Consider the following 26,640-nt stretch of genomic DNA (forward strand, 5'->3'; position numbering starts at 1 on the left):
TGTTGATTAACCGATTCGATTAACCATCAAGCACTTATTTGGGGTCCCCATAGCTCAGGCACACTGATGAACGGCATCGAACTGTCCGTTCGGTTGCTCGCTGGACTACTCCTCATCCTCATCAATGGATTTTTCGTCGCTATCGAGTTCGCGCTGACGCGGGTTCGTCAGTACCCCGAAGCCGAGTTCGACAAACCCGGACTGCGGCGGGCGTGGGAGATGACGAACGACCTCGAAATCTATCTCACGAGCTGTCAGGTCGGTATCACGGCGTCGAGCATCGCGGTCGGTATCATCGCAGAACCCGCGCTCGCCGCGCTGTTCGAACCGTACTTTGAATCGACGGTCCTCGCGTCGGTCGGTGCCGGGGGTATCATCGCCTTCCTCATCATCAACCTCCTGCACCTGACCCACGGCGAACAGACGCCGACCTATCTCGGCGTCGAACGGACGAAGTTCGTCACCCGATACGGTGCGACGCCACTGTACGTGTTCGCAAAACTCATCTCGCCGCTCATCACGATTGGCGACACCGTGGCGAAGTGGACGCTCAAACTGTTCGGCGTCGAGATGACCGGCGCGTGGTTGGAAGCCGAAACCGACGCCATCGAATCGCGTGCTGACCTTCGAAACCGAATCGGTTCCGTGCTCGACCGCGGCGACCTCTCCGATGAACGCCGCGAAGAGGTTCTCAACGCGCTCTCCGTCGATGAACAGTCCGTCGGCGACGTGATGGTCTCGACCGACGACATCGTCTCGCTTTCGACCGCCGAACCGGTACAGGAGAATATCGACCGCATCGGTGGCAGCCCGCACACGCGCTTTCCACTCGTCGGCGAGGGCCACGAAGCGTTCCACGGTATCGTCTACGCGCCGACGGTTATCGAGAACATCGACGAACTTCGGGCGGGCGACGTGACGTTCCGCGACATCGCCACGCCGCCGATGACGCTCGCCGCCGAAACGTCGATTAGCGATGCAATCGACCAGTTCCAAGCCGCGAGTCAAGAGTTAGCGCTCGTCCTCAACGACGGCGAAGTCGTTGGACTGGTAACCGCGACCGACACCTTCGAAGCCGTCATGGGCGACCTCGAAGACCCGCTCGACGTCAAGGAGGACGCCCCGGTGTCGAACAACACCTGACGACTCTCAGACGGACACCGATAGGCCGGGGTTCGAACCCGAACGCGAGGCGCGAATGGTGGCCACGATGCGGCCGGGGGTCGTTACCGATCTCTGAGACCGGGCGTCCCTATTTTGTCGTTTCGCCGCGAGTAACCAGACATGTTCGACCACCTTCTGTTTCCGACCGACGGTAGTAGTGGTGCCGAGGCAGTCTTCGAACACGTCCTCGACATCGCCGAGACGCACGACGCGACGCTCCACCTCTTGCACGTCGCCCCGCCCGAACCGGAACGCCGCCCACAGCGAGACGACGGTGACGACGAGAACGCGACCGGCCGTCGCACGACCGAAGGCGAGCAGTTCGTCGCCGACGCGGCCGCCCGCGCCGCTCAGACCGACGTCGAAACGGTGACAGACGTCGCTCACGGCGAAGCGTACGAGACGATTATCGACTACGGGGTTGCGAACGACGTGGACCTCATCGTCATGCCGACCCACGGGCGGAAGGGCCTGAGCAGACTGTTGGTCGGGAGCACGACCGAACGCGTCGTCAGGCGTTCCGACGTGCCGGTTCTCACGGTTCGACCGGACGCCCAGACGTCACTCTCGTATCCGTACGAACGGATTCTCACGCCGACCGACGGGAGTCAGTGTGCGAACGCGGCGGTGACGTTCGGAAGCGAACTCGCGGTTTCGACCGAGGCCGACCTACACGGACTGTCCGTCGTCAACGTCGCCTACTTCGGTGCCGACGTTCGCGGTCCGGTCCTCGTCGAAGAGTTCGAAGAGCGCGCGGAGCGCGCGGTGAGCGACGCGGTGGATACCGCCGCGGACGTGGGAGTCGAAAACGTCACCGAGACCGTCAAACGCGACGTTTCGGTTCACAACGGAATCCTCTCGTACATCGACGACCACGACATCGACCTCGTGGTGGTCGGCACGCACGGCCACACCGGGTTCGACCGCTACATGCTCGGAAGCGTCGCCGAGAAACTGATTCGCACCTCGCCGGTGCCCGTTTTGACCGTCCGGGAACCGAAGCAGGACGAGTAGCGCCGCCGGTTAATTTTGCAGGAGGGCGGTGACGCCGAGCGTCTCGCTGATAATCCACGCGACAAAGAGGATATACGAGCACAAGAGGGCGTACGCCTCCGCCCGCGTGATAGAGAGGTCGGTTCGGAGCATGCCGAACAACAGTACCGTTGCGAGCGTCAACACGCCCAGCATCGGGACGGCAACGGCGAAATCGACCGGGGCACTCCCGGCGATGACGACGCCGACGGGAATCGCAACCAGCAGGTCGAACGTGTTCGACCCAAGGACGTTTCCGAGGCTGGTCGCGCTGTTGCCGTTCGTGGCTGAGCGGACGCTGACGAGCGTGTCCGGGAGGCTCGTCGCCGCGGCGACAATCGTGATTCCCGAGAGGAACGTCGGGATGCCGAACGTCCCGCTGAGCGATTCGACGCTTCCGACGAGGAAGTGAACGCTGACGAGGATAACCACGAGACCGACGAGGAGACGGCCCCACTCACCGGCGATGCCGTCCGCGACGCCGGCGTCGTCGCCGCCGTCGTAGTCGTTGACGTCCTGCCACTGGATGAACAGATACAGGCCGTAGAGAAACAGCGGGATGAGCGCGAGCGGCCGCGTAATCTGGCCGGTGAGCGGCGACGCGTTCTGCACGGGGAAGTAGATAACCGCGAGTGAGAACGTGACGACGAGGGTGGCGACGGCGACCATATAGAACTGCGCTTCTTTGTAGACGACGATGCGGCTGGTTTCGAGGTCACCGTCGGTTGCGAGACCCGAAAGCGCCGGAATCACGAGGATGTTGAAGATGGCTGAGCCGACGATTGCGCCGACACCCATGTCGAAGACGCCGCTGGCCGCGGCCACGGTGACGCTTGCGAACTCGGGGAAACTCGACCCGAGCGCGACGATAATCGACCCTTGAACCACTGCCGGAAGTCCGTAGTACGTTGCGAGGTGGTCGGCCGACTCTTCGAGCCAGCCGCTTCCGAACCAGATGAGTCCGGTCATCAAAACGACCACGAGAACGTTCACGAGCGGTGACGAGGGGACGAGACCGAGGACCATCGAGCGACAGTTCAGACACTGAGAAAATGAAGCCATCGACACGGTACGGAAACCGCCTCGCCGGGCGTCGCACCAGGAGTCCGGTCGTGCTCAGTCGTCGGCGTGGCCGTGGTCGTGGTCGTGTTCGGGAGTGAACGTGACGCCGTTGATTTCGATTTCGTCGGGGACGCGGCTGGTGTCGTGCGTGCCGACCGGCGGCAGGTTCGCCTCGGCGGCCGCGGACACGGTCAGGTCGGTCTCGGACTCGATTTCCGACATCTCGCCGTCGGCGTCGCGGGCGTCTTGGTCGATGCGCATCGAACAGAACTCGACGCCGCACATCGAACAGAAGCGCGCTTCCTTGTAGTTATCGCCGGGGAGCGTCTGGTCGTGGTACGACCGGGCGCGTTCGGGGTCGAGCGCGAGGTCGAACTGGCGTCGCCAGTCGAACTCGTAGCGCGCTTCGGAGAGCGCGTCGTCCCAGTCGCGGGCACCGGGAAGGTCGTTGGCGACGTCCGCGGCGTGGGCGGCGATGCGGTAGGCGGCGAGGCCCTCGCGCACGTCTTCTTTTTCGGGCAAACCGAGATGCTCTTTGGGCGTCACGTAACAGAGCATGGCGGCTCCGGAACGACCGGCTTCGGCGGCTCCGATGGCGCTCGTGATGTGGTCGTAGCCGGGGGCGACGTCGGTGACGAGCGGGCCGAGAACGTAGAACGGCGCGCCGTCGCAGACGGCCTGCTGGCCTTCGACGTTGTCGGCGACTTTGTCCATCGGAACGTGACCGGGACCTTCGACCATCACCTGTACGCCGTGGTCCCAGGCAGTCCGCGTGAGTTCGCCCAGCGTTTTGAGTTCGGCAAACTGCGCGTCGTCGCAGGCGTCGGCGAGACACCCCGGTCGAAGTCCGTCGCCGAGCGAGAAGGTCACGTCGTGTTCGGCGAAGATGTCACAGATCTCTTCGAATTTCGTGTACAGCGGGTTCTGCATCCCGTTTTCTTCCATCCATTGTGCGAGGATGGACCCGCCGCGAGAGACGATTCCCGTCTTTCGACCGTCAGTCAACGGCAGGTGTTCCATCAACACACCGGCGTGAATCGTCATGTAATCGACGCCCTGTTTGGCCTGCTTTTCGATGACGTCGAGGAGGAGTTCGTGGGTGATTTCGTCGGGGCTTTCGGCGCGCTTGACCGCCTCGTAAATCGGCACTGTTCCGACTGGGACGGGCGAGTGTGTGATGTTCGCCTCCCGAATCTCGTCGAGGTTCGACCCCGTAGAGAGGTCCATCACGGTGTCTGCACCGTAGTGGACCGCCGTGTGGAGTTTCTGAAGTTCGCCTTGGATGCTACTCGTCTCCTCGCTGTTGCCGATGTTGGCGTTGACCTTCGTGGAGAACTCCCGTCCGATAATCATCGGGTCGAGCGACTCGTGGGCGTGGTTGGCCGGGATAACGGCCTGCCCGTCCGCAACCTGTTGCCGGACGAACTCGGGGTCGCGGTTCTCACGCTCTGCCACGCGTTCCATCGCCGGGGTCACCTGCCCGTCGCGGGCACGCTGCATTTGAGTTGACGCCATTAACCACCTAGTGATACCACTAGCTGATAATCTTTATGACAAGCGGCTCTAACAGTTGTTGCCAGTACGGATTTCTAATTCACGAACGTAGTGAAATGAAGTATCTGAATTCAACCTCTCGGGTATACTTCACGTTGGCCAACATGGACGGTCAAGAGAGTAGATTGCTCGGTGACATCTACAGCGCCAGTCAGGGTCGGTTTGTGATTTCAGATGATCAAGACTTCAATCGGTCTCACCAAAAAAGTATCACTTTCAACACACTGACGATTAGATATGGCTGTTGTCATCTCTGCGCCAAAATCTCCGGCAGATTGGCTGATCTTCGCCATAGGAGTCTTCTACTTCGTGAGTACTGTCGTCTTTCTCACGACGGGAGATTTCGCCAACTCGCTCCAGATGGGGTTTTCTTCAATGGCGATAACCGTAGGACTCACTACTGTTCTCGTTTTGCTTTGGCGGCGTTTCACACCTACAATCGCCAAATAAGCACTCTGTAGTGAACGATTCGCCATTTCACTGTAGAACAGCGGCTTCGGGTCGTGGTCGTTCAGAATCGTGAGCGACTCGCCGGAGTCGAGGTCGTCGAACGCCTCGTGAATCTTCGGGTGGCGCTTCGCAGGGGGCACTGCTCGAACGTCGAGCGTCGTATCAGACATACATCCCGCGGTTCGCTGGTGACCGCCGAGAGCGTTCCCCGAACGTGTTCGCCGAGGCGCGTCGGAAGCGCCGACGCGACAGATGCACTCACGGTTCGAGACCGCGAATGTGACGCCTCAGGGCCAGAGGCCGCGGGCGTCGTGTGCCGCCGCGATTCGCTTGAGCGCGACGATGTAGGCCGCATCGCGCCACAGTACGTCGCGGGATTCGTACTCGTCGCGGACGACGTTCCACGCACGCAACATCTCCGATTCGAGTTCGTCGTGGACGCGTTCGAGCGACCACGCACGCCGGTTGATGTCCTGGAGCCACTCGAAGTAGCTCACGGTGACGCCACCGGCGTTGGCGAGGATGTCGGGGACGACCGGGATACCGCGCCGTTCGAAGACGGCGTCGGCCGCGCTCGTCGTCGGGCCGTTGGCACCCTCGACGATGAGGTTCGCCCGCACGTCGTTTGCGTTTTCGGCGGTCAGGACGTTCCCGACGGCCGCGGGGATGAGCACGTCAACGTCGAGTTCGAGGAGTTCCTCGTTAGAGAGCGTCTCCGGCGCGTCGTACTTCATGACGGCCTCGGGTTCCGATTCGTGGGTGGGAATCGCGTGGGTGTCGAGTCCGTCGGGGTCGTAGATGGCCCCGTTCACGTCGGAGACGGCGACGACGTTCGCACCGGCACTTTCGAGCAAGCGGGCGGCGGGCGCGCCGACAGAGCCGAATCCTTGCACGGCGACGGTGGTGTCTTCGATGTCCCAGCCGAGGTAGTCGATGGTCTCCCGGGCGATGATGGCGACGGAGCGACCGGGGGCCGTATCGCGGCCTTTGCTCCCGCCGACGATTGGTGGCTTGCCCGTCACGACGCCGGGGATGGTCTCGCCTTCCTGCATCGAGTAGGCGTCCATGAACCACGCCATCGTCTGGGGGTCGGTGCCCATGTCGGGCGCAGGGATGTCCTTCGTGGGACCAACCGAGGTTCGGATTTCCTGCGTGAACCGGCGGGTGAGACGCTCTTTTTCGTCGCGGCTCAGGTCCTTTGGGTTGACCGCGACACCGCCTTTCGCCCCGCCGAAGGGGAGGTCCATCACGGCGCACTTCCACGTCATCCACATCGAAAGCCCGACGCACTCGTCGCGGGTCACGTCGGGGTGGTAGCGAAGTCCGCCCTTGTAGGGACCGCGCACGCTGTCGTGTTGGGCGCGGTAGCCGGTGTAGACTACGACCGAGCCGTCGTCGCGCTCGACGGGAACGGTCACCTCGTGGACCGACTCGGGATGTCTGAGTCGTTCGACCACGTTCGGGTCGAGGTCGAGGTGGTCCGCGGCGCGGTAGAGCTGTCGTCGTGCGGTTTCGAGCGCCGACTCCGTCGGTGGCTCCAGTCCCGCGTCGGTGGCAGTCGTCGCATCCGCGGCATCGCGGGACGACTCGGAGTCGTCAGGTTCGGACGCGTGCATTATTCGAGTGGTGTGCCGCGATTCCGCAACCGGCCGCTACAGTCGGGGCAGGTTCCGGGGTTCGCGTCCGCGACGATAATCGTTCCACACTGGAAGCACTCGTAGGGTTGTTCGCTATCGGTGGTGGGTGGGACGTCTCTCATAGATATCCGAGCGCGACGGGTCGTCCCGGCCGCGCTCTACAAACGGATACCGATTGTATAAGGGAGTATTCACACGTTGAGTATCAAAGTAGACTCCGAAAACGTACCTCGTTATTCAACCACTTTATGTAGTCGAGGGGTGCGCCGGAACGCCGGTGTCGTCGAACAGCACCGAGAACAGTTTTCGTTGGACCGTTCGCACGTGCTGGTAGAACGCCGGTGGTGAGATATCGAGCATCGCGGCGACATCCTCGCCCGTGTTCTCCCGCGGTGATTCGAAAAAGCCGCTGTAGTACGCCGTCTGGAGCACTTCGAGTTGGCGGTCCGTCAGGTGCTCGAAGAACCGCGGCCCGGCCGTCTGCGCGTTCGACTGGTCGAACGTCCGTTTCGAGCGGAGTTCGACGGTTGCGAAGCTTCGTTCGACCAACTCGCTTACGTGGTGCAACTCGACGCTCTCGGGGATGTCGATGACGAGCGTCGCTCGCTCCACGTCGGCGGTTGCCCGGCGGAGCACCGCACCGTGGTCGGCGAGTTCGAGGGCGACAAACGGCTGTGCGAGTCGGATTCGAACCACGCCGCCGGAGCCGTCGGCTGAGATTCGTTGCACGTCGTCGATGGCCAGAACGTCTTCGGCCGCTCGCTCGACCGCGTCCAGAGACGCGTCTTCGACGGTGACGAAGACGTACGTTCCGGCCGCGGTCTGCTGGACGCCACCTCGATAGGACACCGAGCAGTCGGCCCGCGACGCAAGTCGCGCGAGGACGAACGTCGAGTCGTCGATGTCGAACTCGACGCGGGTCAGCGAAGTCGTCAAGAGAGCGTGTTTTCGTTCGAGTGCGCTCGTCGCGGACGCTATCGTCTCACCGAGTTCACCGAGGACGGCCCGGGCGGTTTCGTCGAATGCCCGCTGGTTGTCGGCGTAGACGGACAACACGCCGTACGTGAACTCGTTGTAGGCGAGCGGGATGCTCAACACGGAGAGAAAGTCGCGGGAGAGCGCGTGTTTTCGCCACGACTCCTGTCTGAGTTTGGCCGCGACGTTGGTGACCATCACCATCTCCTGTGTCGCCGCCACGCGGCCCGTGGGGTCGCCGCCCGCGGCCGTCTGTTGAATCGTCACGCTATCCAGATAGCCGCGTTCGGACCCGGCCCACGCGCGGGGTTCGAGCGTTCCCGTGGTCGAATCCGCGGTACCAATCCACGCGAAGGCGAACCTGTCATCGGCCGTCAAGCGCTCGCAGACGGTGTGTTCGATCTCCTCGCGGGTCTCCGCCTGCACGAGTGCTTGGTCGATCTCTCGAATCGTCTCGTTGATGCGGTTCAGCGCCGTCAACTGGTCGTTTCGGCGTTGCAGTTCGCGGTCCTGTTCGCGGAGCGTGCTCTCGCGGGCGACCCGGTCGAGCGCCGCCTCCGCGGTCGCCGCGAGTAAATCGACGAGTTCGCGGGCAACGTCGTCGAACGACCCGACCGCCGGCGACCCGACGACGAACACGCCGTGGTCGCCGAGCGGGACGTACGCCGCGCTTCTGAGGTCGGTCGCGCGGTGGTCGAGTTTCGGGGCGTCGTGTACGTCGTCGAAAAACAGCGCTTCGTCCTCGACGAAACTGTGGCTCACGAGCGTTCCGGCGTCGGCGTGAACGGCCGAAAGCGGGCCGTGGAGACGTTCTATCTCGGCGGAACTGGCGGCCGGACGAAGGTCGTTCGTCTCCGCGTCGAACAGGTAGACCGCGCTCGCGGCCGCATCGAGCACGCCGCCGGTGTCATCGACGACGTGCTGGGCGATTTCGTGGTCCGTCTCCGCGTAGAGGAAGTCGCGGGCGGTCTCCTGAAGCGTTGCCAGCGCCTCCTCTCGCTGTTTCCGTTTGGTGATGTCGCGGCAACTGTACAGGAGCGACCCGTCCTGAATCGAGACTTCACGGACGTTCACCAACAGCGTGTGTTCCCGGCCGAGTTTGTCGGTCGCGGTGCACTCGATGTTCTTGAGGACGCCCGTTGCCGCGAGTTCGTCGCGGTCGAACAGGTCCTCGCCGAGAAGTTCGTCGATGCCGCCCAGCGCGCGGATTTCGTCCGCCGAGTAGCCGAAGATGAAGTGAACGTTCGGACAGACGTAGGTGTAGTCGCCCGCCTCGTCGGTCATGAGGACGGTGTCCGTCATGTTGTTGAGCGTGACGCGGTGGAGTTCTTCGGACTGCCGGAGGTCCCGTTCGAGTTCGACGCGTGTCGTGATATCGACGCCCTCGACGACGATAGAGACCAGTTCGCCCCGCTCGGAGAAGACCGGTTGCGCCGAGAGTTCGACGACGTGCGCCTCGTCCGTGCCGGGTCGCGTGACGACCGCGTTTCCGAACGCACCGTCGAGCGCGGTGTCGATTATCTGCTCGACGTCCGCCCGCGTGCCGTCCGTGTCCCACCATGGAAGCGTCCAGAATGGTCGTCCGACGACATCGGCGACGGTCTCGTCGATCATCGCCTGTGCGGTCTGGTTCACGCGTTCGAGGTCGCCGTCGCCGTCGAGGACCCACGTCGCGGTGCGCGAGTCGTGAAAGATGGCGTCGAACTGGCGTGCTCGCTCGCGGCGGGTTTCGGTCCGTCGTGCGTCTCGGAGACAGCGTTCGGCCCGCGAGAGAACGGCCATCGGGTCGAACGTATCCGATTCCGAGAGCGCGATGTAGTCGTCAACGCCGGCGGCGACGGCGTCGCTGGCGAGCGACTCGCTTCCCGCGGCGGTGCACAACACGACCGGGAGCGATGGCGCGTACTCGCGGACGTTCGTCAGGAGGTCCAGCCCCGTCGAGTCGCCGAGTTCGTACCCGGTGAGGACGCAATCGACCGCACGGGTTCGAACCGCGTCGAGTGCGTCCTCAGCAGTCGGTTCTACCAGAACGGTGGCGTCGGTACTCGTTCGGAGGGCCGTCGCAACCGACGCGACCCAATCGCTCGTCCCGGCGAGAACGACGTGAGCGGTGTCCAAGGTGCCGACGGATGCGTCCATTGCGAAGGTGTAGCAGTGCGGGTGGGTTCAACATATCGACGTGAGGGAGAGCAGTTCTCATCGCTGTCGTGGCGAGCGAAGCCCACGTCCATTGCTACCGTGCGGTAACGTAGCAAAACGGGCAGAGCAGGCGTGTCGAAATTGGTTTAGGTTGGCCTAAACAACGCCATCGCACTGAGATGCCAGCCGCAAATTCGACGGACGGACTCCAAAACCGAGCGGGCGGCGGGTCGGCGCGTGACGCGCTCGAATCGGTCGCCTTTCTCGCGCGGTCGGAACACCGCGTCCACGCGCTCGAACTCCTCGACGGGGAGCCACGAACCCGCACCGAACTGACAGAACAGATGGACGTGACGAGGGTGACGCTGAGTCGAATCCTCGGCGATTTCGAGGACCGTGGGTGGATTACCCGTGGCTCGAAGCGGACGTACGCGCTCACGAGTTTCGGCGCGCTCGTGTACTCGGATTTCAAGCGACTACTCGGAACCGTCTCGGTCGGCCGCGCGTACCCCGACATCGTAGAACGGTTGCCGACCGACTGGTTCGACTTCGACCTTCGCTGTCTCGCCGACGGAGAACTCGTCGGCGGCGAGAGCGCGGACCCGCTTTCGGCCGCCCGGGTCGTTGCGAACGCCGTGCAGAACGCGTCTACCTGCACGTCGCTTCTCGGGACGTTCATCGCGTTTCCGATGTACACGTTCGAGGAGGCGCTTCGAGCGGGGACCGAACCAGAGACGACCGTCGTGTTCGACCCCGGCGTCACAGAGCAGATGCTCACCGACGCGGACCTCCGAAACCGGTGGCAGACAATCGAGACCGCCACCGACGACGCGGTCTACTACAGCCTCGACGAGCGCGTCCCCTGTAGTATCGACCTCATCGACGGGAACACCGTCTTTTTGACCGTTGACCGCGACGCCGACCGCGGCTTCGACATCATCCGCTCGACACATCCGGACGTCGTCGAGTGGGCACAGGAGACGTTCGAGACGTACCACTCGCGGGCGACGCCGCTCGCCCAGCGCGTCGAACCGGAGTGACACCGAGCAGTCTCCGTCTGTCCTCCCTCTGTCGCGTCTTTTCAGCTCTGTCTCGTCCCGTCTCTGTCCTCCCTCTGTCTCGTTGTCTCCGTCTCTTCCATCTCTATCTTCTCTCCGTCTCGTCTGTTCTCTCTACCCAACCTCTTTGTCGTCTCCGCTCCGTCTCTGTCTTCACACTGCACCGTCTGTCCTCCCTCTGTCCCGGACACCGGCGTTTTTCAAACCGGCGAGCGCTCGTCCAAGCAATCCCTCCACAGTCCGCCGCGCAGACGATACAGCGTGACGACGCCCGGAGTGCAAGAAATGAGCCTTCGCTGAAAAGAACGAACACGCGATGATACGTGTAACACGGCGTGTTTCACCGTAAGCCAGGAATCACTAAGCGTATTTAGGCACGCCTAAATTGTATGCCGAATCGACGCCAACTACTCTCTCGTAGCGCAGGACTGATCGCAGTCGGGCTGGCTGGCTGTCTCGGAAACGACGGCGGCTCGAACACATCCACGGCGACCGACGCAGAGACGAAGACGGCCGAATCGACGCAGGCGACGGCTTCAGAGACCGAGGAGGCGCTCGAACCGTACACCGTGACAGTGGAGCCGAATCCGTCGCACACGTTCGAGGAAGTGCCGGAGACGTACGCGACGATTCCGAGCGTCTGGATGGACATCGGGATGGCCCTCGGCAAACAGCCGTCGGCGACGGCGAGTCTCGAACGCGCGCCGCTGAAATTCTACGAGTTGCTCCCGGACGTCACCTTCGACGAAAGCGAGATTACGAAGCTCGCAGACGGGTCGGAGTCGGGCTTCGACAAGGAGAACTTCTACGCGGCGAACTGCGACGTACACCTCATCGACCGGCGGATGTTGATGTTCTACGCGAACTGGGACGAGTCCGACCTCGACGAGATTACGACCGGGGTCGGCCCGTTCCTCGGGTCGTCGATTCGGTTCGCTTCGACTTCGGTGACCGACAGCGAACCATACTACGACCTCTACGGGGCGTTCGAGAAGGCGGCGACGATATTCCAGCGACAGGACCGCTTCGAGGCGTGGCAGTCGTTCCACGACGAGTTCATGTCGAAAATCACGGCCGAACTCCCACCGGAAGAAGAGCGACCGACCGTCGCCGCAATCTGGCGCGGCGTCAACCCCGACTCCGGACAGTTCCGCGTCGCACCGCTCCACCCGCTCCAGAACAACACCCTCACCTACCGCCGTCTCGGGATGAAAGACGCGTTCGCGGGCAACACGCCGGACGGTCCGATTGGATACGAAGAACTGCTGGACGTCGACCCAGACTACATCGGCGCTGTCGGCGGACTCACGTCACAGACCCACGACGAGTTCGTCAACACGGTCGTCGAACCGTTCGAAGCCAACGAGAACGGCAAGAAACTGACGGCCGTCCAAGAAGGGAATCTCGTCCGCACCGGCGGGCAGTTCATGGGTCCCATCGTGGACCTCTTTGCAACCGAAGCGCTCGCAAAGATGGTCTACCCCGAGACGTTCGGTGAGTGGCCGGGGTCGTCCGCCGACATCCCCGAATCGGAGCGCCTCTTCGACCGGCAACGGGTCTCGGACCTCGTTAACGGGAACGTCTAATCGTCGATGACGGAGGTGTCCGACGCGTCGGCCGAAGAGGGACTCGACGCGGGAGAGCGGTACGCCGATTCGAAGCTCGCCGTGGTCATCCTCGGGAGCCTCGGGGTACTGCTGACCGCGGCGCTCCTGCAGGTGAGCTTCGGGGCGTATCCGCTGTCGCTGGCCGAAGCGTGGCGGACGGTCTTCGACCCGACGCTTTTGTTCAACCGCGAGGTGTGGGAAGCGTTCCTGCTCGGCGAAGCGATTCCGGGGTGGCTCTCGCGGCAACAGCTCATCGTCTGGAATATCCGACTGCCGCGCATCTTCGTCGGTATCCTCGTCGGCGCGAACCTCGCCGTCTCGGGCGCGATATTCCAGATTATCACGCGAAACGAACTCGCAAGCCCCTACATTCTCGGCGTGAGCGACGGCGCGGGGTTGGTCGTCCTGCTCACGCTTACGGCCTTCAGCAGTCTGCAGGCCTACATGCCCGTCCTCGCCGCGCTCGGTGGTGGTGCCGCGTTCCTGCTTGTCTACCTCATCGCGTGGAAAAACGGGACGAGTCCGGTTCGGCTCGTCCTCGCGGGGGTCGTCGTCGGGACCGTCTTTGGCTCCGTCCAGCGGGCGCTGTTCTTCTTTATCGATAACCTCAGCGTCGTCATGTCGGCCCAGACGTGGCTGTCGGGGTCGCTTCTCGGAACCGACTGGGCGCAGGTCCGCATCGCGCTTCCGTTTACGATACTTGCGATGGTGCTGGCGTTCGCCGTGACGAGAGAACTGGACGTGCTTCTACTCGGCGAAGAGACCGCGAGTTCACTCGGGATGCCCGTCGAAAAAGTCCGGTTCGCGGTCGCCGGAATTGCGATTCTCTCGACTGCCGCCGCAATCGCGGTCGCCGGTCTCGTCGGGTTCGTCGGTCTCATCGTCCCGCACATGGTTCGGAACGTCCTCGGCGGCGATTCGAAACGGCTCCTTGTGGGCTGTCTGTTCCTCGGTCCCGCGCTCCTCGTCGGTGCCGACGTCGGCGCGCGCCTCGCGCTCAGTCCGGTGCAACTCCCGGTCGGCATCATCACCGGTCTCGTCGGCGGGCCGTACTTCCTCTATTTGATGCGGAAGCGCGAACGCGTCGGCGAGGTCTGAACGCGACGCGCGGCGACACTGTGGGCGGTCCACCGTTCCGTGGTCCCGGAACCCCGATGGATCGAGGCTCCGAGACTCCGAGGTCCCGAGGGCCGCCACGACCGACCGAGAGTCGCAGATTCACGTCAGTGTCCACGCGACCAAACGCTGTCCTGTAGTCTGCTGTGTCCCCAGTTGCGAACGCTACGATATACGACCAATATTCAACTATTATACATTACTCCCGACACAGACAATTTGCCACACTGAAAGGTTTGAGAGCTTTAATGTACAGTGTGCGAGAATATTGTATATGAACGGTGCAACTATTGACAACATAGAAACACTACTCGAAGGGGTGCTCGAAGAGACGGAGGACTCCGAAGTTCACTTCAAGATTCGGACGGCACTTCAGTTCCTGTCGGCGCTCAGAGTGCAGCATCAAGACGACCTCGAAATCGTCGAAGACGACGAGGAAATCGAGACCGACGTGTTCGAGAATCTCCGCGAGATGGGATACATCGAGTAGCGGCGCTCGGTTCCTCGGTCCCCGTGTCAGCGATAGCAACACGCGTGATTTTGACGACGGCGTGGCCCGTCGAGACACCACCGCGAAGACGCGTCACGCGGGCGCACCGACGCCGCTGACGCCCCAATCACAGTCGATATGAGACTACCGCGACACCATCGGAGGTATGGTCGCGTTCGAATCGACGGAGCGAGAGGCAGTCTACAAGGCCATCCACACGCGTCGGGATATCAGACGGTTTTCCGACGACGAACTCCCCGACGACGTGCTCGCGCGCCTGCTCGACGCCGCCCATCACGCGCCAAGCGTCGGGTTTTCGCAACCGTGGGACTTCGTCGTCGTCGAGGACGACGAGACGAAACGGGATATCGCCTCCATCGCAACGCGAGCGATTGCCGCCGCGCGCGAGGGGTACAGAGAGCCGCGAAAATCAGACTTCGGCGAGTTGAAATTGGAGGGCATCACCGACGCGCCGGTGAACATCTGCGTGACGTGCGACCCGACCCGAGACGCTCCCCACGTTCTCGGCCGCAACACGATGCAGGAGATGGACCGCTATTCGACGTGTCTCGCGGTCCAAAACCTCTGGTTAGCCGCCCGCGCCGAGGGCGTCGGCGTCGGCTGGGTCTCGTTTCTCTACCCACACGAGGTCAGCGAGGTACTGGGTATTCCGCCGCACGTCCAGCCGATTGCCTACCTCTGTGTCGGCTATCCCGACGGCGGCTTTCCCGACGAACCGGTGCTTCAAAAACGAGGCTGGCGCGAGCGCATCGACGGTGGCGACCTCGTTCACTACGGAGGCTGGAATCGAGGTCGCGGTGCGGAACGCTCGACAGATGCGTCTCGATAGCTGACGACAAACCGAAAGCGAGTCGCGTTAGCGACCGGTCGAAGAGTCGTACTCGGAGAGTCGCGTCGAAATCTGGTCGTCCATCTGCGTGAGCACGCGGTCGAGGTCGCGTCCGTCGAAGAGTTCGGACAGTCCCTCGGAGATAATCGTTCGAGCGGTCGTAAACGGTCCGATGCGGGCACCGCGGGTGGCGGGCGAATCGGTGCTCTCGGCCAACTGCTCGAATGCGACCGCGAACTCGGGTTGTTCGTCGAACCAGCCGTCGCGGTCGAGGTGTCGTTTCGTCTGGCTGTGAACCGGGAAGTACCCCGTCTGGCGGTGCCAACGGGCTTGCTGTTCCGGTTGCGTGAGCCACGCGAGGAACTCGCCCGCGGCGGCCTGTTCTCGGTTCGAAACGTCGTCTGCGACCCACAGCGAGGCCCCGCCGACGACGACGCCCGAGCGAGACCCGGGTGCCGGGAGTTTGCCGACCTTGGCGGTAAAGCCGTTCGCGTCCGCGCCCTCGATGACCGACATCGTGCTCGAACTGGAGTCGATGAGCATCGCCGCTTTTCCGTCGAGGAACGCGTCCCGTGCCTCGCCGCGCGCCTCGACGCCGGGGTCGTACAGGAGACCGTTCTGTTCGAGGTCGCGCCACCACCCGAAGACGGTTCGCGCGGTCTCGCTGTCGAAGTTCGCCCGTTGTGCGGTGCCGCGGCGGCCGTTTTCGGCGTCGAAGAGACACTCGCCCGCGGCCGCGAACCACTGCTCGATGAACCAACTGTAGTTGGCCCACGTCGCCCCGTAGGGAGTCACACCGTTCGTCGTCAGTTCCGCCGCGACGCTCGTCACCTCGTCTAGCGTCTCCGGCGGCGAGTTCGGGTCGAGTCCGGCACGGCGGAACGCGTCCGCGTTGTAGTACAACACGGGATTAGACGCATTGAACGGCATCGACCAGAGCGTCCCGTCGTGGCGGTAGTAATTGGCGAGTTCGGGTACGAGCGAGTCCGCAGACGCGGTTCCGGGAAGCACCGATTCGACGGGTGTGAACTCGCCGCTGTCGAGCGCGCGCTGTGTACCGATTTCGTAGAGTTGCGCAATCGTCGGCGGCGTTCCGGACCGCGCGGCGGCGAGCGTCGCATCGAACGTCCCGCGGTAGTTCCCTTTCGCCGACGTCTCGACGCGGATGTCGTCGTGTTCGGCGTTGAATGTCGAGACCAACGAATCCAGCAACATCGCCTTCGACCCCGACATGGCGTGCCAGAATCGGACGACCGTCTGGCCGGTTCGGGTCGTCGTCTCCGAATGTAACCGATAGTCGTCGATGGTTTCTTGAAGCGCGTCTGCCTGCTCGGTGAGGCTATTGATTTTGGTCACCGCTTCTGACAGCGAGACGGTCTGTCTCCGAGCCGACCCCGCGACCTCGGTCGCTTGCGCGGCGGTTTCTTCGCTGATAGCGCCGACGTCGTCTGCCTGATTGACGACCTCTTGGGACGTCGCCGCCTGCGAATCCGTCGCGTCGCTAATCTCGTGGACGCTACTGTTGGTCTCGTGGATGTCCTCGACGACGCTATCGAGCGCGAGAAGCGCGTCTTGGATGGTCTCGCTTCCGTCTTCGATTCGGCGTTTCGTGTCCGTGATTTCATCGACCGTTTCGACCGACTGGGATTGGACCGCCTCGATTGTCGTCTCGATGTCGTCCGTCGCAGACTGCGTCTGCTCGGCGAGCGACTTGACTTCCTCTGCGACGACGGCGAATCCTTCGCCCGCCTCGCCGGCGCGGGCCGCCTCGATAGAGGCGTTGAGCGCGAGGATGTTCGTCTGTTCGGCGATGTCCGAAATCTTCGAGGCGATGCCCGTAATCTCCCGGATGTGCTGGTTGAGCGTCTCGACCTGTTCGACCGTCGCGTTGGTCTGTTCGCTGATTGCGTCGAGTTCTTCGATTGCGTTCTCGGCGGCCTGTTTTCCCTGCTCGCCCCGCGTGACCGCCTCGTCTGTCGAGTGTCTGATTTCGTCCGCGGACGCCGCGACCTCCTCAATCGTCGCCGACAAGTTTCGCATCTCGTCTGCGACTTCATCGACGCTGTTGCTCTGCTGTCGCGCGCCGGTTGCGATATCATCGACCGATTCTGCGACCGTTCGACTCTCGGTCCGACTGTCTTCGACCGAGTCCGCGACGACCTCGGTCGATGCCGCGACCTGCTCTGCGAACGCATCGACGTTGCGTATCGAAGCCTGCATCCCCTCGAACAGTTCGTTGAGTAGTCGCGCGTGGCGTTCGAGCGCGGGGTCCTCGGGGATATCGACGCGGACGGTCAGGTCGCCGTCGATACATCGGGCGACCGCGTCCGAGAGTTCGTCGAGTTGCGCTTTCGATGCACCACTCGTGGCGTGTTCGTGTGGCCCCCCGTCGCCCTCGCGCGCGAGGACAGTCTTACCGTCGTGTGGCAGAGACGCCGGTGGGCCGTCTGCTTCACCCCGCTTCGAGTCGTCCGTGTCCGACGTGTCGTTCGTGACGAGTGCTGTTTCGAGGGCCGCCCGGACCGATGACAATTGGTGTCGAATTCGGTCGTCACTGTTCATTGTTGGGGTTCATTTATCACGGCTAATAACCACTTGGAGCCAGGTATCAGAGTTGATATTAACTAGGTAGTGATACGAATGCTGTACCACTGCTCGCACACGACTTGACAATCGAACAGTATTTATACGGGGGTGGGGCGCGTCCGCTCGGGGATTCTTTAAGTAGTAGTATATAAAACAGAAGTATGATGTCGCACGAAGCTCGTCTCGAGTCTCTTGAGATTCAGAACGTCGTCGCCTCCACGGCCGTCGGTCAGGAGTTAGACCTCGAATCGCTTTCGATGGACCTCGTCGGCGCGGACTACGACCCGGACAACTTCCCCGGACTCGTCTACCGGACACAGGACCCGAAAGCGGCAAGTCTCATCTTCCGCTCCGGCAAAATCGTCTGCACCGGCGCGAGCAGCGTCGATGACGTTGACCGCGCGCTCGAACAGGTCTTCGGAGAGCTGAGTAAGCTCGGAATCCCGACTGACGACCGCGAAGAAGCAACGATTCAGAACATCGTGTCGAGCGCCGACCTCGGAACGACGCTCAACCTGAACGCGCTCGCTATCGGACTTGGTCTCGAAGACGTGGAGTACGAACCCGAGCAGTTCCCCGGTCTCGTCTACCGAATCGAAGACCCGAGCGTCGTCGTTCTGATGTTCGGCTCCGGTAAAATCGTTATCACGGGTGCGAAGCAGGTCGAACACGCGCGCGAAGCGATTAACGTCGTCACCGACGAAATCGACGCGCTCGGCCTGCTCGGCTAACTGCCGGTCAGTCCCACTCGAAAGGGAACGGCTGTGTAGCGAACGCGTCGCACGCGCGGTTTGGCGCGAATCAGATGGCTACGCCGAGGGGGTGGACACTCGAACCACCTGTTTTCCGATGTTGTCGCCGGCGAAGAGTCCAAGGAAGGCATCGGGCGCGTTCTCCAGTCCCTCGACGACGGTCTCGCGGTGTTCGAGGTCGCCACGGGCAACCCACGTTGCGAGCCGCTCGCTCGCCTCGCCAAATCGCGTCGCGTAGTCGCCGACTAACAGCCCTTGTACCTTCGCGCGCGGAGCGATAAGCATGGGAAGCTTCCGCGGCCCCATCGGGACCTCCTCGTCGTTGTAGTGGGCGATCTGCCCGCAGACGGCCACGCGTGCGTCGAGATTCAGTTTCGTGAACACGGCGTCCGTAATCGGGCCGCCGACGTTGTCGAAGTACACGTCTACACCGTCCGGCGCGGCCTCGTCGAGCGCCGCGCGGTAGTCGTCTGTCGTCTTGTAGTTGATTGCGGCGTCGAAACCGAGGTCGTCGGTGAGCCAGTCGGTCTTTTCGTCCGAACCGGCGAAGCCGACGACGCGACAGCCGTTCAGTTTGGCAATCTGGCCGACGACGGAGCCGACCGCTCCCGCCGCGCCGGAGACAACGACCGTGTCGCCGGGGGTCGGTTCGCCCACGTCGAGGAGACCGAAGTACGCCGTTCGACCGGGCATACCGAGCACGCCGAGGTACGCGGGGAGGTCTGCCACTGTCGGGTCAACAGGAGCCACGTCGTCGGCGTCCATGACGCTGTAATCGGCCCACGTCCCTTCGCCGGTGACGAAATCACCGACGTCGTACTGCTCGCTTTCGCTCTCGACGACTTCGCCGACGACGCCGCCTTTCAGGACGTCGCCGACGTCCCACGGTTCGGCGTAGGATTCGGTGTCTCGCATGCGCCCGCGCATGTACGGGTCAACCGAGAGGTAGTTGACGCGCACGACCAGTTCGCCGGGGTTCGGTTCCGGTCGGTCGGTCTCTCGAAGGTCGAAACAATCTGCGTCCGGTTCGCCGGTCGGTCGCTCGGCGAAGTACCACGTACGGTTCGTGTCTCGCATACCGCCCTTCCGGGGGTCCCGTAAAAGGGCCTTCGGGCGGCGGCACGCCTTTCTGCCATTTGACAACTCAAGAGGCGTTTTCGAGCGTTGTAACCGTATGACGGCAGGAGTTCGACGGGCCGGTCGGAGGTGCGCTCGACCAAACGGCTGGAGACCCTCGTCATTAATGACTCTTCGAATGTCACCGCCCGTAACTATCATAGTCAATCCAGTGACAGAGATTCGGTATCCAAACGAAATTTGATATCGAGTAAAGAAATTCTGTTGCATCACAAATGTTGTATTCGGCTTCGTAAGTCCTCTAAACTCGTTTCACGGGGTTATTTGTGCTCGCAAGTAGACGAGGCGGGACAACCCGTTAGTGGTCGAATTCGGTCCGTCGTTTGAACCGAAAGCAACGTTTATAATGAATCAATATATTGTTTACTAACGGAACCAGAGCATCCATAAAATATTGGTGCCAACATACTACACATGGTAGACACATACGTCGGTTCGATCGACCAGGGAACGACCGGGACCCGGTTTATGGTCTTCGACCACAGCGGGCAGGTCGTCGGTAACGCCTACGAGAAACACGAGCAAATCTACCCGAACCCCGGCTGGGTCGAACACGACCCACTCGAAATCTGGGAAAACACCAAGGAGGTCATCACGGCCGGACTCGACGACGCCGGCATCGACGCGGAGCAACTCGAAGCGCTCGGCATCACGAACCAGCGTGAGACCACCATCATCTGGGACAAAGAGACCGGCAAGCCGGTTCACAACGCGCTCGTCTGGCAGGACCGCCGGACGACCGAGCGCGTCGAAGAACTCCAAGAGGCCGACAAGGTCGAGTGGATCCGCGAGAAAACGGGTCTCGAAGCCGACGCGTACTTCTCTGCGACCAAGGCTGAGTGGCTCCTCGACAACGCGGAACCGCTCAAGCTCCAAAGCTCGCGCGGCGGCAACCTCCGCAGTCGGGCCGAGGAAGGCGAACTCCTGATGGGGACCATCGACTGCTGGCTCATCTACAACCTGACCGGCAACCACATCACGGACGTTTCCAACGCCTCGCGGACGATGCTCTACAACATCGAGGACCTCGAATGGGACGACGAACTCCTCGACGAGTTCGACGTGCCGGAAGAGATGCTTCCGGAGGTTCGACCCTCGTCCGACGAGAACCTCTACGGACACACGGACGCCGACGGCTTCCTCGGCGCGGAAATTCCCGTCGCGGGCGCGCTCGGCGACCAGCAGGCCGCCCTGTTCGGCCAGACCTGTTTCGACAAAGGCGACGCGAAAAACACCTACGGCACGGGTTCGTTCTACCTGATGAACACCGGAACCGAAGCCGTCAGCTCCGACCACGGTCTGCTGACGACCATCGGCTTCCAGATGTCCGGTGAACCCGTCCAGTACGCCCTCGAAGGTTCGATCTTCATCACCGGCGCGGCTATCGAGTGGCTCGAAGACGTTGACCTCATCAACAACGCCGCACAGACCGCAGAACTCGCTCGCTCGGCGGGTTCGACCGACGGCGTCTACATGGTGCCCGCGTTCACCGGTCTCGGTGCCCCACACTGGGACGGTCGCGCGCGCGGCACAATCGTTGGTATGACCCGCGGCACGCGAAAGGAACACCTCGTCCGCGCGACGCTGGAATCCATCGCGTACCAGACCCGCGACGTTGCCGAGGCGATGGAAGCCGACTCCGGCGTCGAACTGACGTCGCTTCGCGTAGACGGCGGAGCGGTCAAGAACAACTTCCTCTGTCAGCTTCAGTCCGACATCATCCAGACGGATATCGTTCGGCCGGAAGTCGATGAAACCACGGCGCTCGGGTCGGCCTACGCCGCCGGTCTCGCCGTCGGCTACTGGGATACGGTTGACGAACTCCGGAAGAACTGGCAGGTTGACCACGAGTTCACGCCGGAAGCGGAGCCGCAGACGGTCGATAAGATGTACGACCGCTGGCACGACGCGGTCGAGCGGTCCCGCGACTGGGCACAGGAGGAGGCGGAATAACGATGGCAATCGTATTCGGACTCGAAGCCATCGACATTCTGGTCCTCGTCATGGCCTCGTTCGCGGGCGGCATGTTCGGTGCGTCTATCGGCGCACTGCCGGCGTTCATCTTCACCGGCTTCATGGTGCTCATCGGTGAGGCGGGCAACGTCGTCTCGAGCGAGTTCGTCGGCGGCGGCGGTCTCATCGCAGACGCCGCGGGTGGCTACGGCGCAGGTATCGTCGGACCGCTCGCGTTCGGTCCGGTGTTCGGCCCGCACGTCGCCTTCGCAGGCGGTGTCGCCGCCGCGGCCTACGCCGCAAAGTACGACGGGATGCCCGAACCCGAAGACGGTGACTACCACCCCGCAAAAGACATCGCGTACGCCCTCGGCACGCGGCCAGACATCCTCGCTGTCGGTGGTGTCTTCGGTGTCATCGGCATGGCGATTCGCCAGACCTCCGGCGGACTCGGTATTCCGATGGACCCGCCCGCGGTCGGCGTCATCCTGACTGCGCTCCTCGCGCGCGCAGTGTTCGGATACAGCATCATCGGTTCGCCGAACGGCGACGGTATCCTCGACATGACGCCGTTCGAACGCGGTAAGAAGCGCACGACGCTGGCGGACGGCGGAAGCACGCAGTCGTACCGACTGGCCGTCGAACCGTGGCTCCCCCACCAGTACAAATGGAGCGGTGTTGCCACGATCGGTTTCGCCGTCGGTATCCTCAGCGCGTACATCTTCGCGCGGACCGGGAGCCTGTTCATCCCGTTCGGTATCTCCGCGGCGAGCCTGCTGTTCTTGAACCTCGGCGTCGAGAAGTTCCCTGTCACTCACCACATGGCGTTGCCGGCGACGTTCATCGCCAGCATGGTCATGATCGACGGGTCGAGCGTCCCCGTGGCACTCGTGGCCGGTGCCGCCTTCGGTGTCCTCGGCGCACTCATCGGAGAGTTCTGGGAGCGCGTGCTCTACGCCCACGGCGACACCCACGTTGACCCGCCGGCGGCGTCCATCATGACGACCACGCTCATCATCGGCGTGCTGGCGCTCATGGGAGTCTTCTCCACGAGCGGTGCAGTTCCGCTCCCCTGAGCCAGCCGGCCGAACGAAACCAATTATTTAGGCAGTTCGACATTATTTCATGAATATAGAATCGAGAATCAAGCGACGACAACGCCGAGACGGCGAGCAACGCTTGGTTCTGGACTACGAGCCATTGTCCCCGACCACGCATCTCGACGAACCGGTCAACTGCGGACCGGTTTTAGAGCGACTGCTCGACCACATCGACCCAGTGTTCGACGGCACGCTCCCGCCTAACGCGTACCTCTACGGTCCAAAGGGAGCGGGCAAATCGGCCGTCGTGACGACGCTTTTCGAACGCCTGTCGTGTCTCTCGACGACGAACCACGCGGCGATTCACACGACGACTCGCGTTCGGGCGACGTTCTCTCCGGAATTCGTCTACGTCGATACGCGACAGACGACGAGCGGGTTCGCGTTTTATCACGCTGTGTTGGACGCCATCGTGGACGACGACATCCCGAGACAGGGCGTCAAGACCGAGACGCTCCAATCGCGGCTTCAACAGGTGTTAGAGCGCCCGAAATCTGGGGTGGTACTCGCGGTTGACCACCTCGGCGAACCCGGAACAATCGGTGACTCGGAGTTCATCGACATCTGCGCCGGCCTCCCGAGCAACATCAGTTGGATTGCGATTTCGCGGACGGAACCGTCGGAGACGCCGTTGACCGACTACACCGCGGCGCAGATAGAAATCGAGCGCTACCAGCGCCAAGTGCTGGTTGACGTGTTGATGACGCGAGCTTCGGCCGGCGGCTCTCGGCAGTCATTAGACCACCGTCTCGCCTGCGACATCGCAGATTGGGCCGACGGTGACGCTCACGATGCGCTCGCCGCGCTGTTCGGTGCGGCCGATAGCGCGATGCTCAATCAGCACGCGACGATAACGGCCGCGGACGTCAACGCCGGTATCGAGGCTGTCCCGCGACCCGGTATCTCACTCGGGCGCGCGTTCGCGTTGCCGACGAATCGCCAGCGGGTGCTCAGGCATCTGCTCGAACTACAGACCGACCAACCCGATTCCGTGCGAGAGGCGAGCGAACGCATCTCGGAGTCGGTTTCCCTCTCGGCCGCGACGATCAAGCGCATCCTCTACGAACTCGCCGAAGACGGCATCGTGAGACGCGTCACTGCCGAGCGAACGAATCGAAAAGGGCGACCACCGAGTCGGCTCGAACCGTGTTTCCCGACGGTCGTCTTCGAGCGGTTGTTCGCGTTGAACTACGCGACGAAGCTCTCGGACGCGGCGCAGGCGCAGTAGCAGGTTAGGCGTGCGTCTGTGTCACGCCGACGACGCTATCGAGCGCAGTTTCGAGAATGTCGATAGCGAGGTCGAGTTCGCGTTCGGTCACGTCGAGCGGCGGAAGCAACCGGAGCGACCGCTTGCCACAACCGAGCGTGAGCAGACCCTCGCCTAACGCCGCTTTCAGCGCCTCGTCGCGGTGCTCTTTGGTGTCGAATTCAATCGCCGTCATCAGACCGAGACCGCGAACGTCGGTGACGCAGTCCGCGCGCCCGGCGAGCGTGTCGAGACGGTCGCGGAGGTACGTCCCTTTCTCGGTCGCGTTCGACATCAGATTCTGTTCTTCGATGAGTTCGAGCGTCAGCGCGCCCTGAATCGACGCGAGAATGTCGCCCGCGCCCCACGTCGAGGAGAGGCGCGCTTCGGTATCGGGAAAGAGGTCGTCGTTCGACACCGTCGCGCCGACGCGGAGGGCTTTCGCGCTGGTAATCACGTCGGGTTCGAGGTCGTAGTGGTCGGACGCCCACATCTCGCCGGTACGGCCGACACCGGACTGGATTTCGTCGGCGATGACGGGGATGTCGTGTTCGCTACAGATAGCCTGCACTTCGCGCATGAACTCCTCGCTGGGCACGCGGTAGCCGCCTTCGCCTTGGACCGGTTCGAGGATGAGGAAGGCGACCTGCTCGGCTGGGAGATGGCCGTGTTTCGCGTCCAGTTTCTCGCGGAGCCCTTCGAGTCCCGCCATCGAGTACGGAGCGTCGTGAATCCCGCTTATCTCGGGGAACTTCCGCCGGTGGACGGACTTCGAGCGGTTGAGCGAGAGCGCGCCGAGGGTTCGACCGTGGAACGCGCCTTCGAAGGTGATGCCGTACTTCGGCGTTTCGCAGTGGTCGTAGCAGATTTTGATGGCGTTTTCGACCGCCTCGGCGCCGGAGTTCGACAGGAAGACCGTATCCATGCCGTAGTGGTCCGTGGCGTCCGTCAGGAGGTCCATGAGATGGGACGGACCGGGAAGCGACGTCGTCTCCGGCGTGCCGCCGGTGCTCACGTAGAAGTCCTGTCCGGCGATTTTCATCGGGTCAACGAGGTCGAGACCGTCGAGACGCGCTTTCAGTTCGGGGTTGTTGTAGCCGAGCGGCGCGGCGGCGACGTGGCTGGTGAAGTCCAGCAACACGTTGCCGTCCGGGTCGGTACAGAACGGCCCGATTGCGTCTTTCGTGATGTCCCACACGAACTCGTAGACGTACGTACTGGTCGCGGCCGTCTCCTGATGATATTCGACCCACTCCGTCGCTTTTGGACCGGGAAGCGACGTCACACTCGGCTCGACAGAATCTCGATCCATACTCACCCAGTACTTAACAATCATACATAAATTTAGCTGATAAACGTTGTATCGGCTCGAACGACCCTCTGAGCGAGCCGATTGTCTCGTTCCCATCGAGCCAGTTTTGATAATTTCGAACAAGATAGTCTCAAGTGAACATCTAACAAAGTACAACTCTATGTCTCTTTCGTACAGTTCGGCGGCGGATACCAACGATGACGAAGCCGACGACTCCCGTCGTATCCGCGAGACGGTTGGCGGAACGAGCTTTGCAAGTATCAAACAGCCAATCGAGTCAGCGGTTCCGTTCGAAGACGGTCGTTTCGAGGTTCACCTCGATGATGTTCGCCGCTTGCATCACGAGTTCGGGAATCTCTGTGTGGAATCGCTCGCCGGAGAGCCTGCTCGTCGGGGCCGTCACGCTGACCGCGCCGGAGACGTCGCCGTCAACGCCGCGAATCGGCGCGCCGATAGACCGCATCCCGCGGAGTTCTTCTTCGTCGTTGATGGCGTAGCCCTGCTCGCGTATCTGTTCGAGTTCCCGAAACAGGTGCTCGGGGTCGGTGATGGTGTTTTCCGTCTGCTCGGCGAGTCCCTGTTCGTCGATGATATCGCGGACGCGCGACTCGTTGAAGTGACTGAGCATCGCTTTCCCGGTCGATGTGCAGTGGAGGTACTGGGGTGCCTCGCGCATGCGGAGGTGGTAGTCCATCGCAATGGCGTTGTCACCGCGACTCTCGTACATGGTCACCTCCTTGCCACGATAGGAGACAGTCAGGTGGACGTACTCGCTCGTCTGTTCGGCGAGTTTGTCCACTTCCAGTTGCCCCGCTCGATAGAGGTCCGTCTCGTTGCGGACGGTTTCGCCCATCGTGACGAATCGAAATCCGAGTCGGTAGTGACCGTCCGACTTCACGACGAATCCCTCGTCTTCGAGCGTTGCGAGGTACGTGTGGACCGTCCCCTTCGACGCGTCGAGTTCGTCACAGAGGTCGCCGAACGTCGGGTCGGACCGCCGCTGAATCGTGGCCAATATCTCGCTCGCCGTCTGCACGGATTTGATGCGGCGGGGGGCGTCCGCTTGCCGACTATCGTCCATACGTGTCGCTTCTCACCGGACTCGTAATAGTTCTGGTATATCAAACAGTGAACGGCCAGCGTGTTTTATCAGTCCGCTTTCGGCCAGTACGCGTTTGGAATTCACAAACATAACGGGACAGAATGTTCGAATACAAAATTTATATAGGACATTCATGATTGTTTGAGTGGTATGGGTTGCCAACCACACGACCGCCGTCGGCACGCCGCCGCGGGGGACTGGTTGCGAGCGTTCGCGTATCGGCTTTCAATCTCTCTCAGTAGGACCGCCCCGACGGCGGTGGCCGGCGAGTTCGACCGTTCACCGGTGGTTGCTTCCCGACAGTACGCTTCGGAGGTG

Annotated in this window: 20 protein-coding genes and 1 pseudogene; 11 read left to right on the top strand and 10 right to left on the bottom strand. The window is 62.3% G+C overall.

What is annotated here, in order from left to right; translation table 11 throughout:
• The first annotated feature begins 66 nt into the window (after positions 1–66).
• Both C440_RS04360 and C440_RS04365 read left to right on the top strand, forming a co-directional pair.
• Positions 67–1,143: a CNNM domain-containing protein gene (locus tag C440_RS04360; RefSeq protein WP_008318620.1), complete on the top strand. Its 1,077-nt coding sequence runs from the start codon at positions 67–69 to the stop codon at positions 1,141–1,143.
• A gap of 141 nt (positions 1,144–1,284) precedes the next feature.
• On the top strand, positions 1,285–2,178 hold the full coding sequence (locus C440_RS04365; protein WP_008318622.1) for a universal stress protein: 894 nt from the start codon (positions 1,285–1,287) through the stop codon (positions 2,176–2,178).
• Positions 2,179–2,187: 9 nt separating this feature from the next.
• Here the strand turns inward: C440_RS04365 and C440_RS04370 are convergent, their stop codons facing one another.
• The 6 genes and pseudogenes from C440_RS04370 to C440_RS04390 form a co-directional block, all read right to left on the bottom strand.
• The gene (locus C440_RS04370) at positions 2,188–3,222 is read right to left on the bottom strand and encodes a sodium:calcium antiporter (RefSeq protein WP_008318624.1); all 1,035 of its coding nucleotides are present in this window, start codon (positions 3,220–3,222) and stop codon (positions 2,188–2,190) included.
• A 90-nt stretch (positions 3,223–3,312) separates the two neighbouring features.
• Positions 3,313–4,773 carry a phosphomethylpyrimidine synthase ThiC gene (gene thiC, locus C440_RS04375; RefSeq protein WP_049915297.1) on the bottom strand — a complete coding sequence of 487 codons (1,461 nt, stop codon included), beginning with the start codon at positions 4,771–4,773 and terminating at the stop codon, positions 3,313–3,315.
• 509 nt (positions 4,774–5,282) lie between these two features.
• A pseudogene (locus C440_RS17980) lies at positions 5,283–5,432 on the bottom strand (DUF2249 domain-containing protein); the annotation flags it as partial.
• Positions 5,433–5,549: 117 nt separating this feature from the next.
• Positions 5,550–6,878: a glutamate dehydrogenase GdhB gene (gene gdhB, locus C440_RS04385; RefSeq protein ID WP_008318631.1), complete on the bottom strand. Its 1,329-nt coding sequence runs from the start codon at positions 6,876–6,878 to the stop codon at positions 5,550–5,552.
• Positions 6,878–7,021, bottom strand: coding sequence for a rubrerythrin-like domain-containing protein (locus C440_RS17245; protein WP_008318632.1), 144 nt, complete (start codon positions 7,019–7,021; stop codon positions 6,878–6,880). The genes gdhB and C440_RS17245 overlap by 1 nt, the downstream gene beginning before the upstream one ends.
• A 124-nt stretch (positions 7,022–7,145) precedes the next feature.
• Positions 7,146–10,013 carry a bacterio-opsin activator domain-containing protein gene (locus C440_RS04390; protein ID WP_008318635.1) on the bottom strand — a complete coding sequence of 956 codons (2,868 nt, stop codon included), beginning with the start codon at positions 10,011–10,013 and terminating at the stop codon, positions 7,146–7,148.
• 179 nt (positions 10,014–10,192) lie between these two features.
• Here C440_RS04390 and C440_RS04395 point away from each other — a divergent pair, with 179 nt between their 5' ends.
• The 5 genes from C440_RS04395 to bluB all read left to right on the top strand — a co-directional run bounded on the left by C440_RS04395 (position 10,193) and on the right by bluB (position 15,134).
• A complete protein-coding gene (locus C440_RS04395; RefSeq protein WP_008318637.1) occupies positions 10,193–11,053 on the top strand; it encodes a helix-turn-helix transcriptional regulator in 861 nt (286 codons plus the stop codon).
• 407 nt (positions 11,054–11,460) lie between these two features.
• Positions 11,461–12,657, top strand: a complete 1,197-nt coding sequence (locus C440_RS04400) for an ABC transporter substrate-binding protein (protein ID WP_008318639.1) — start codon at positions 11,461–11,463, stop codon at positions 12,655–12,657.
• 6 nt (positions 12,658–12,663) lie between these two features.
• Positions 12,664–13,776 carry a FecCD family ABC transporter permease gene (locus C440_RS04405; protein ID WP_008318641.1) on the top strand — a complete coding sequence of 371 codons (1,113 nt, stop codon included), beginning with the start codon at positions 12,664–12,666 and terminating at the stop codon, positions 13,774–13,776.
• A gap of 292 nt (positions 13,777–14,068) precedes the next feature.
• Positions 14,069–14,284: a hypothetical protein gene (locus C440_RS04410; RefSeq protein ID WP_008318642.1), complete on the top strand. Its 216-nt coding sequence runs from the start codon at positions 14,069–14,071 to the stop codon at positions 14,282–14,284.
• A 166-nt stretch (positions 14,285–14,450) separates the two neighbouring features.
• Positions 14,451–15,134 carry a 5,6-dimethylbenzimidazole synthase gene (gene bluB / locus C440_RS04415; RefSeq protein ID WP_008318643.1) on the top strand — a complete coding sequence of 228 codons (684 nt, stop codon included), beginning with the start codon at positions 14,451–14,453 and terminating at the stop codon, positions 15,132–15,134.
• A 27-nt stretch (positions 15,135–15,161) separates the two neighbouring features.
• Here bluB and C440_RS04420 read toward each other — a convergent pair whose 3' ends face one another.
• A complete protein-coding gene (locus tag C440_RS04420; protein ID WP_008318645.1) occupies positions 15,162–17,696 on the bottom strand; it encodes a methyl-accepting chemotaxis protein in 2,535 nt (844 codons plus the stop codon).
• Between the two features lie 188 nt (positions 17,697–17,884).
• On the opposite strand from C440_RS04420, the gene C440_RS04425 reads away from it, so the two are divergent.
• Complete coding sequence (locus tag C440_RS04425; RefSeq protein ID WP_049915338.1) at positions 17,885–18,451, top strand: TATA-box-binding protein; 567 nt, start codon at positions 17,885–17,887, stop codon at positions 18,449–18,451.
• A 78-nt stretch (positions 18,452–18,529) separates the two neighbouring features.
• On the opposite strand, the gene C440_RS04430 is transcribed toward C440_RS04425, so the two are convergent.
• Entirely contained in the window at positions 18,530–19,549 is a 1,020-nt protein-coding gene (locus tag C440_RS04430; protein WP_008318648.1) for an NADP-dependent oxidoreductase, read from the bottom strand.
• 474 nt (positions 19,550–20,023) lie between these two features.
• Here C440_RS04430 and glpK point away from each other — a divergent pair, with 474 nt between their 5' ends.
• From glpK to C440_RS04445, 3 genes are read left to right on the top strand one after another with little or no spacing between them, the layout of a single operon-like run.
• On the top strand, positions 20,024–21,562 hold the full coding sequence (glpK, locus tag C440_RS04435) for a glycerol kinase GlpK (RefSeq protein ID WP_008318650.1): 1,539 nt from the start codon (positions 20,024–20,026) through the stop codon (positions 21,560–21,562).
• Between the two features lie 2 nt (positions 21,563–21,564).
• The gene (locus tag C440_RS04440) at positions 21,565–22,638 is read left to right on the top strand and encodes a hypothetical protein (RefSeq protein ID WP_008318652.1); all 1,074 of its coding nucleotides are present in this window, start codon (positions 21,565–21,567) and stop codon (positions 22,636–22,638) included.
• Between the two features lie 49 nt (positions 22,639–22,687).
• The gene (locus C440_RS04445) at positions 22,688–23,890 is read left to right on the top strand and encodes a Cdc6/Cdc18 family protein (RefSeq protein ID WP_008318654.1); all 1,203 of its coding nucleotides are present in this window, start codon (positions 22,688–22,690) and stop codon (positions 23,888–23,890) included.
• Positions 23,891–23,894: 4 nt separating this feature from the next.
• Here the strand turns inward: C440_RS04445 and C440_RS04450 are convergent, their stop codons facing one another.
• Positions 23,895–25,220, bottom strand: a complete 1,326-nt coding sequence (locus C440_RS04450; protein ID WP_008318656.1) for a class-III pyridoxal-phosphate-dependent aminotransferase — start codon at positions 25,218–25,220, stop codon at positions 23,895–23,897.
• 277 nt (positions 25,221–25,497) lie between these two features.
• The gene (locus C440_RS04455; protein WP_008318657.1) at positions 25,498–26,301 is read right to left on the bottom strand and encodes an IclR family transcriptional regulator; all 804 of its coding nucleotides are present in this window, start codon (positions 26,299–26,301) and stop codon (positions 25,498–25,500) included.
• Positions 26,302–26,640: the final 339 nt, after the last annotated feature.

This window comes from Haloferax mucosum ATCC BAA-1512, from assembly GCF_000337815.1.
Taxonomy (GTDB): Archaea; Halobacteriota; Halobacteria; order Halobacteriales; family Haloferacaceae; genus Haloferax; species Haloferax mucosum.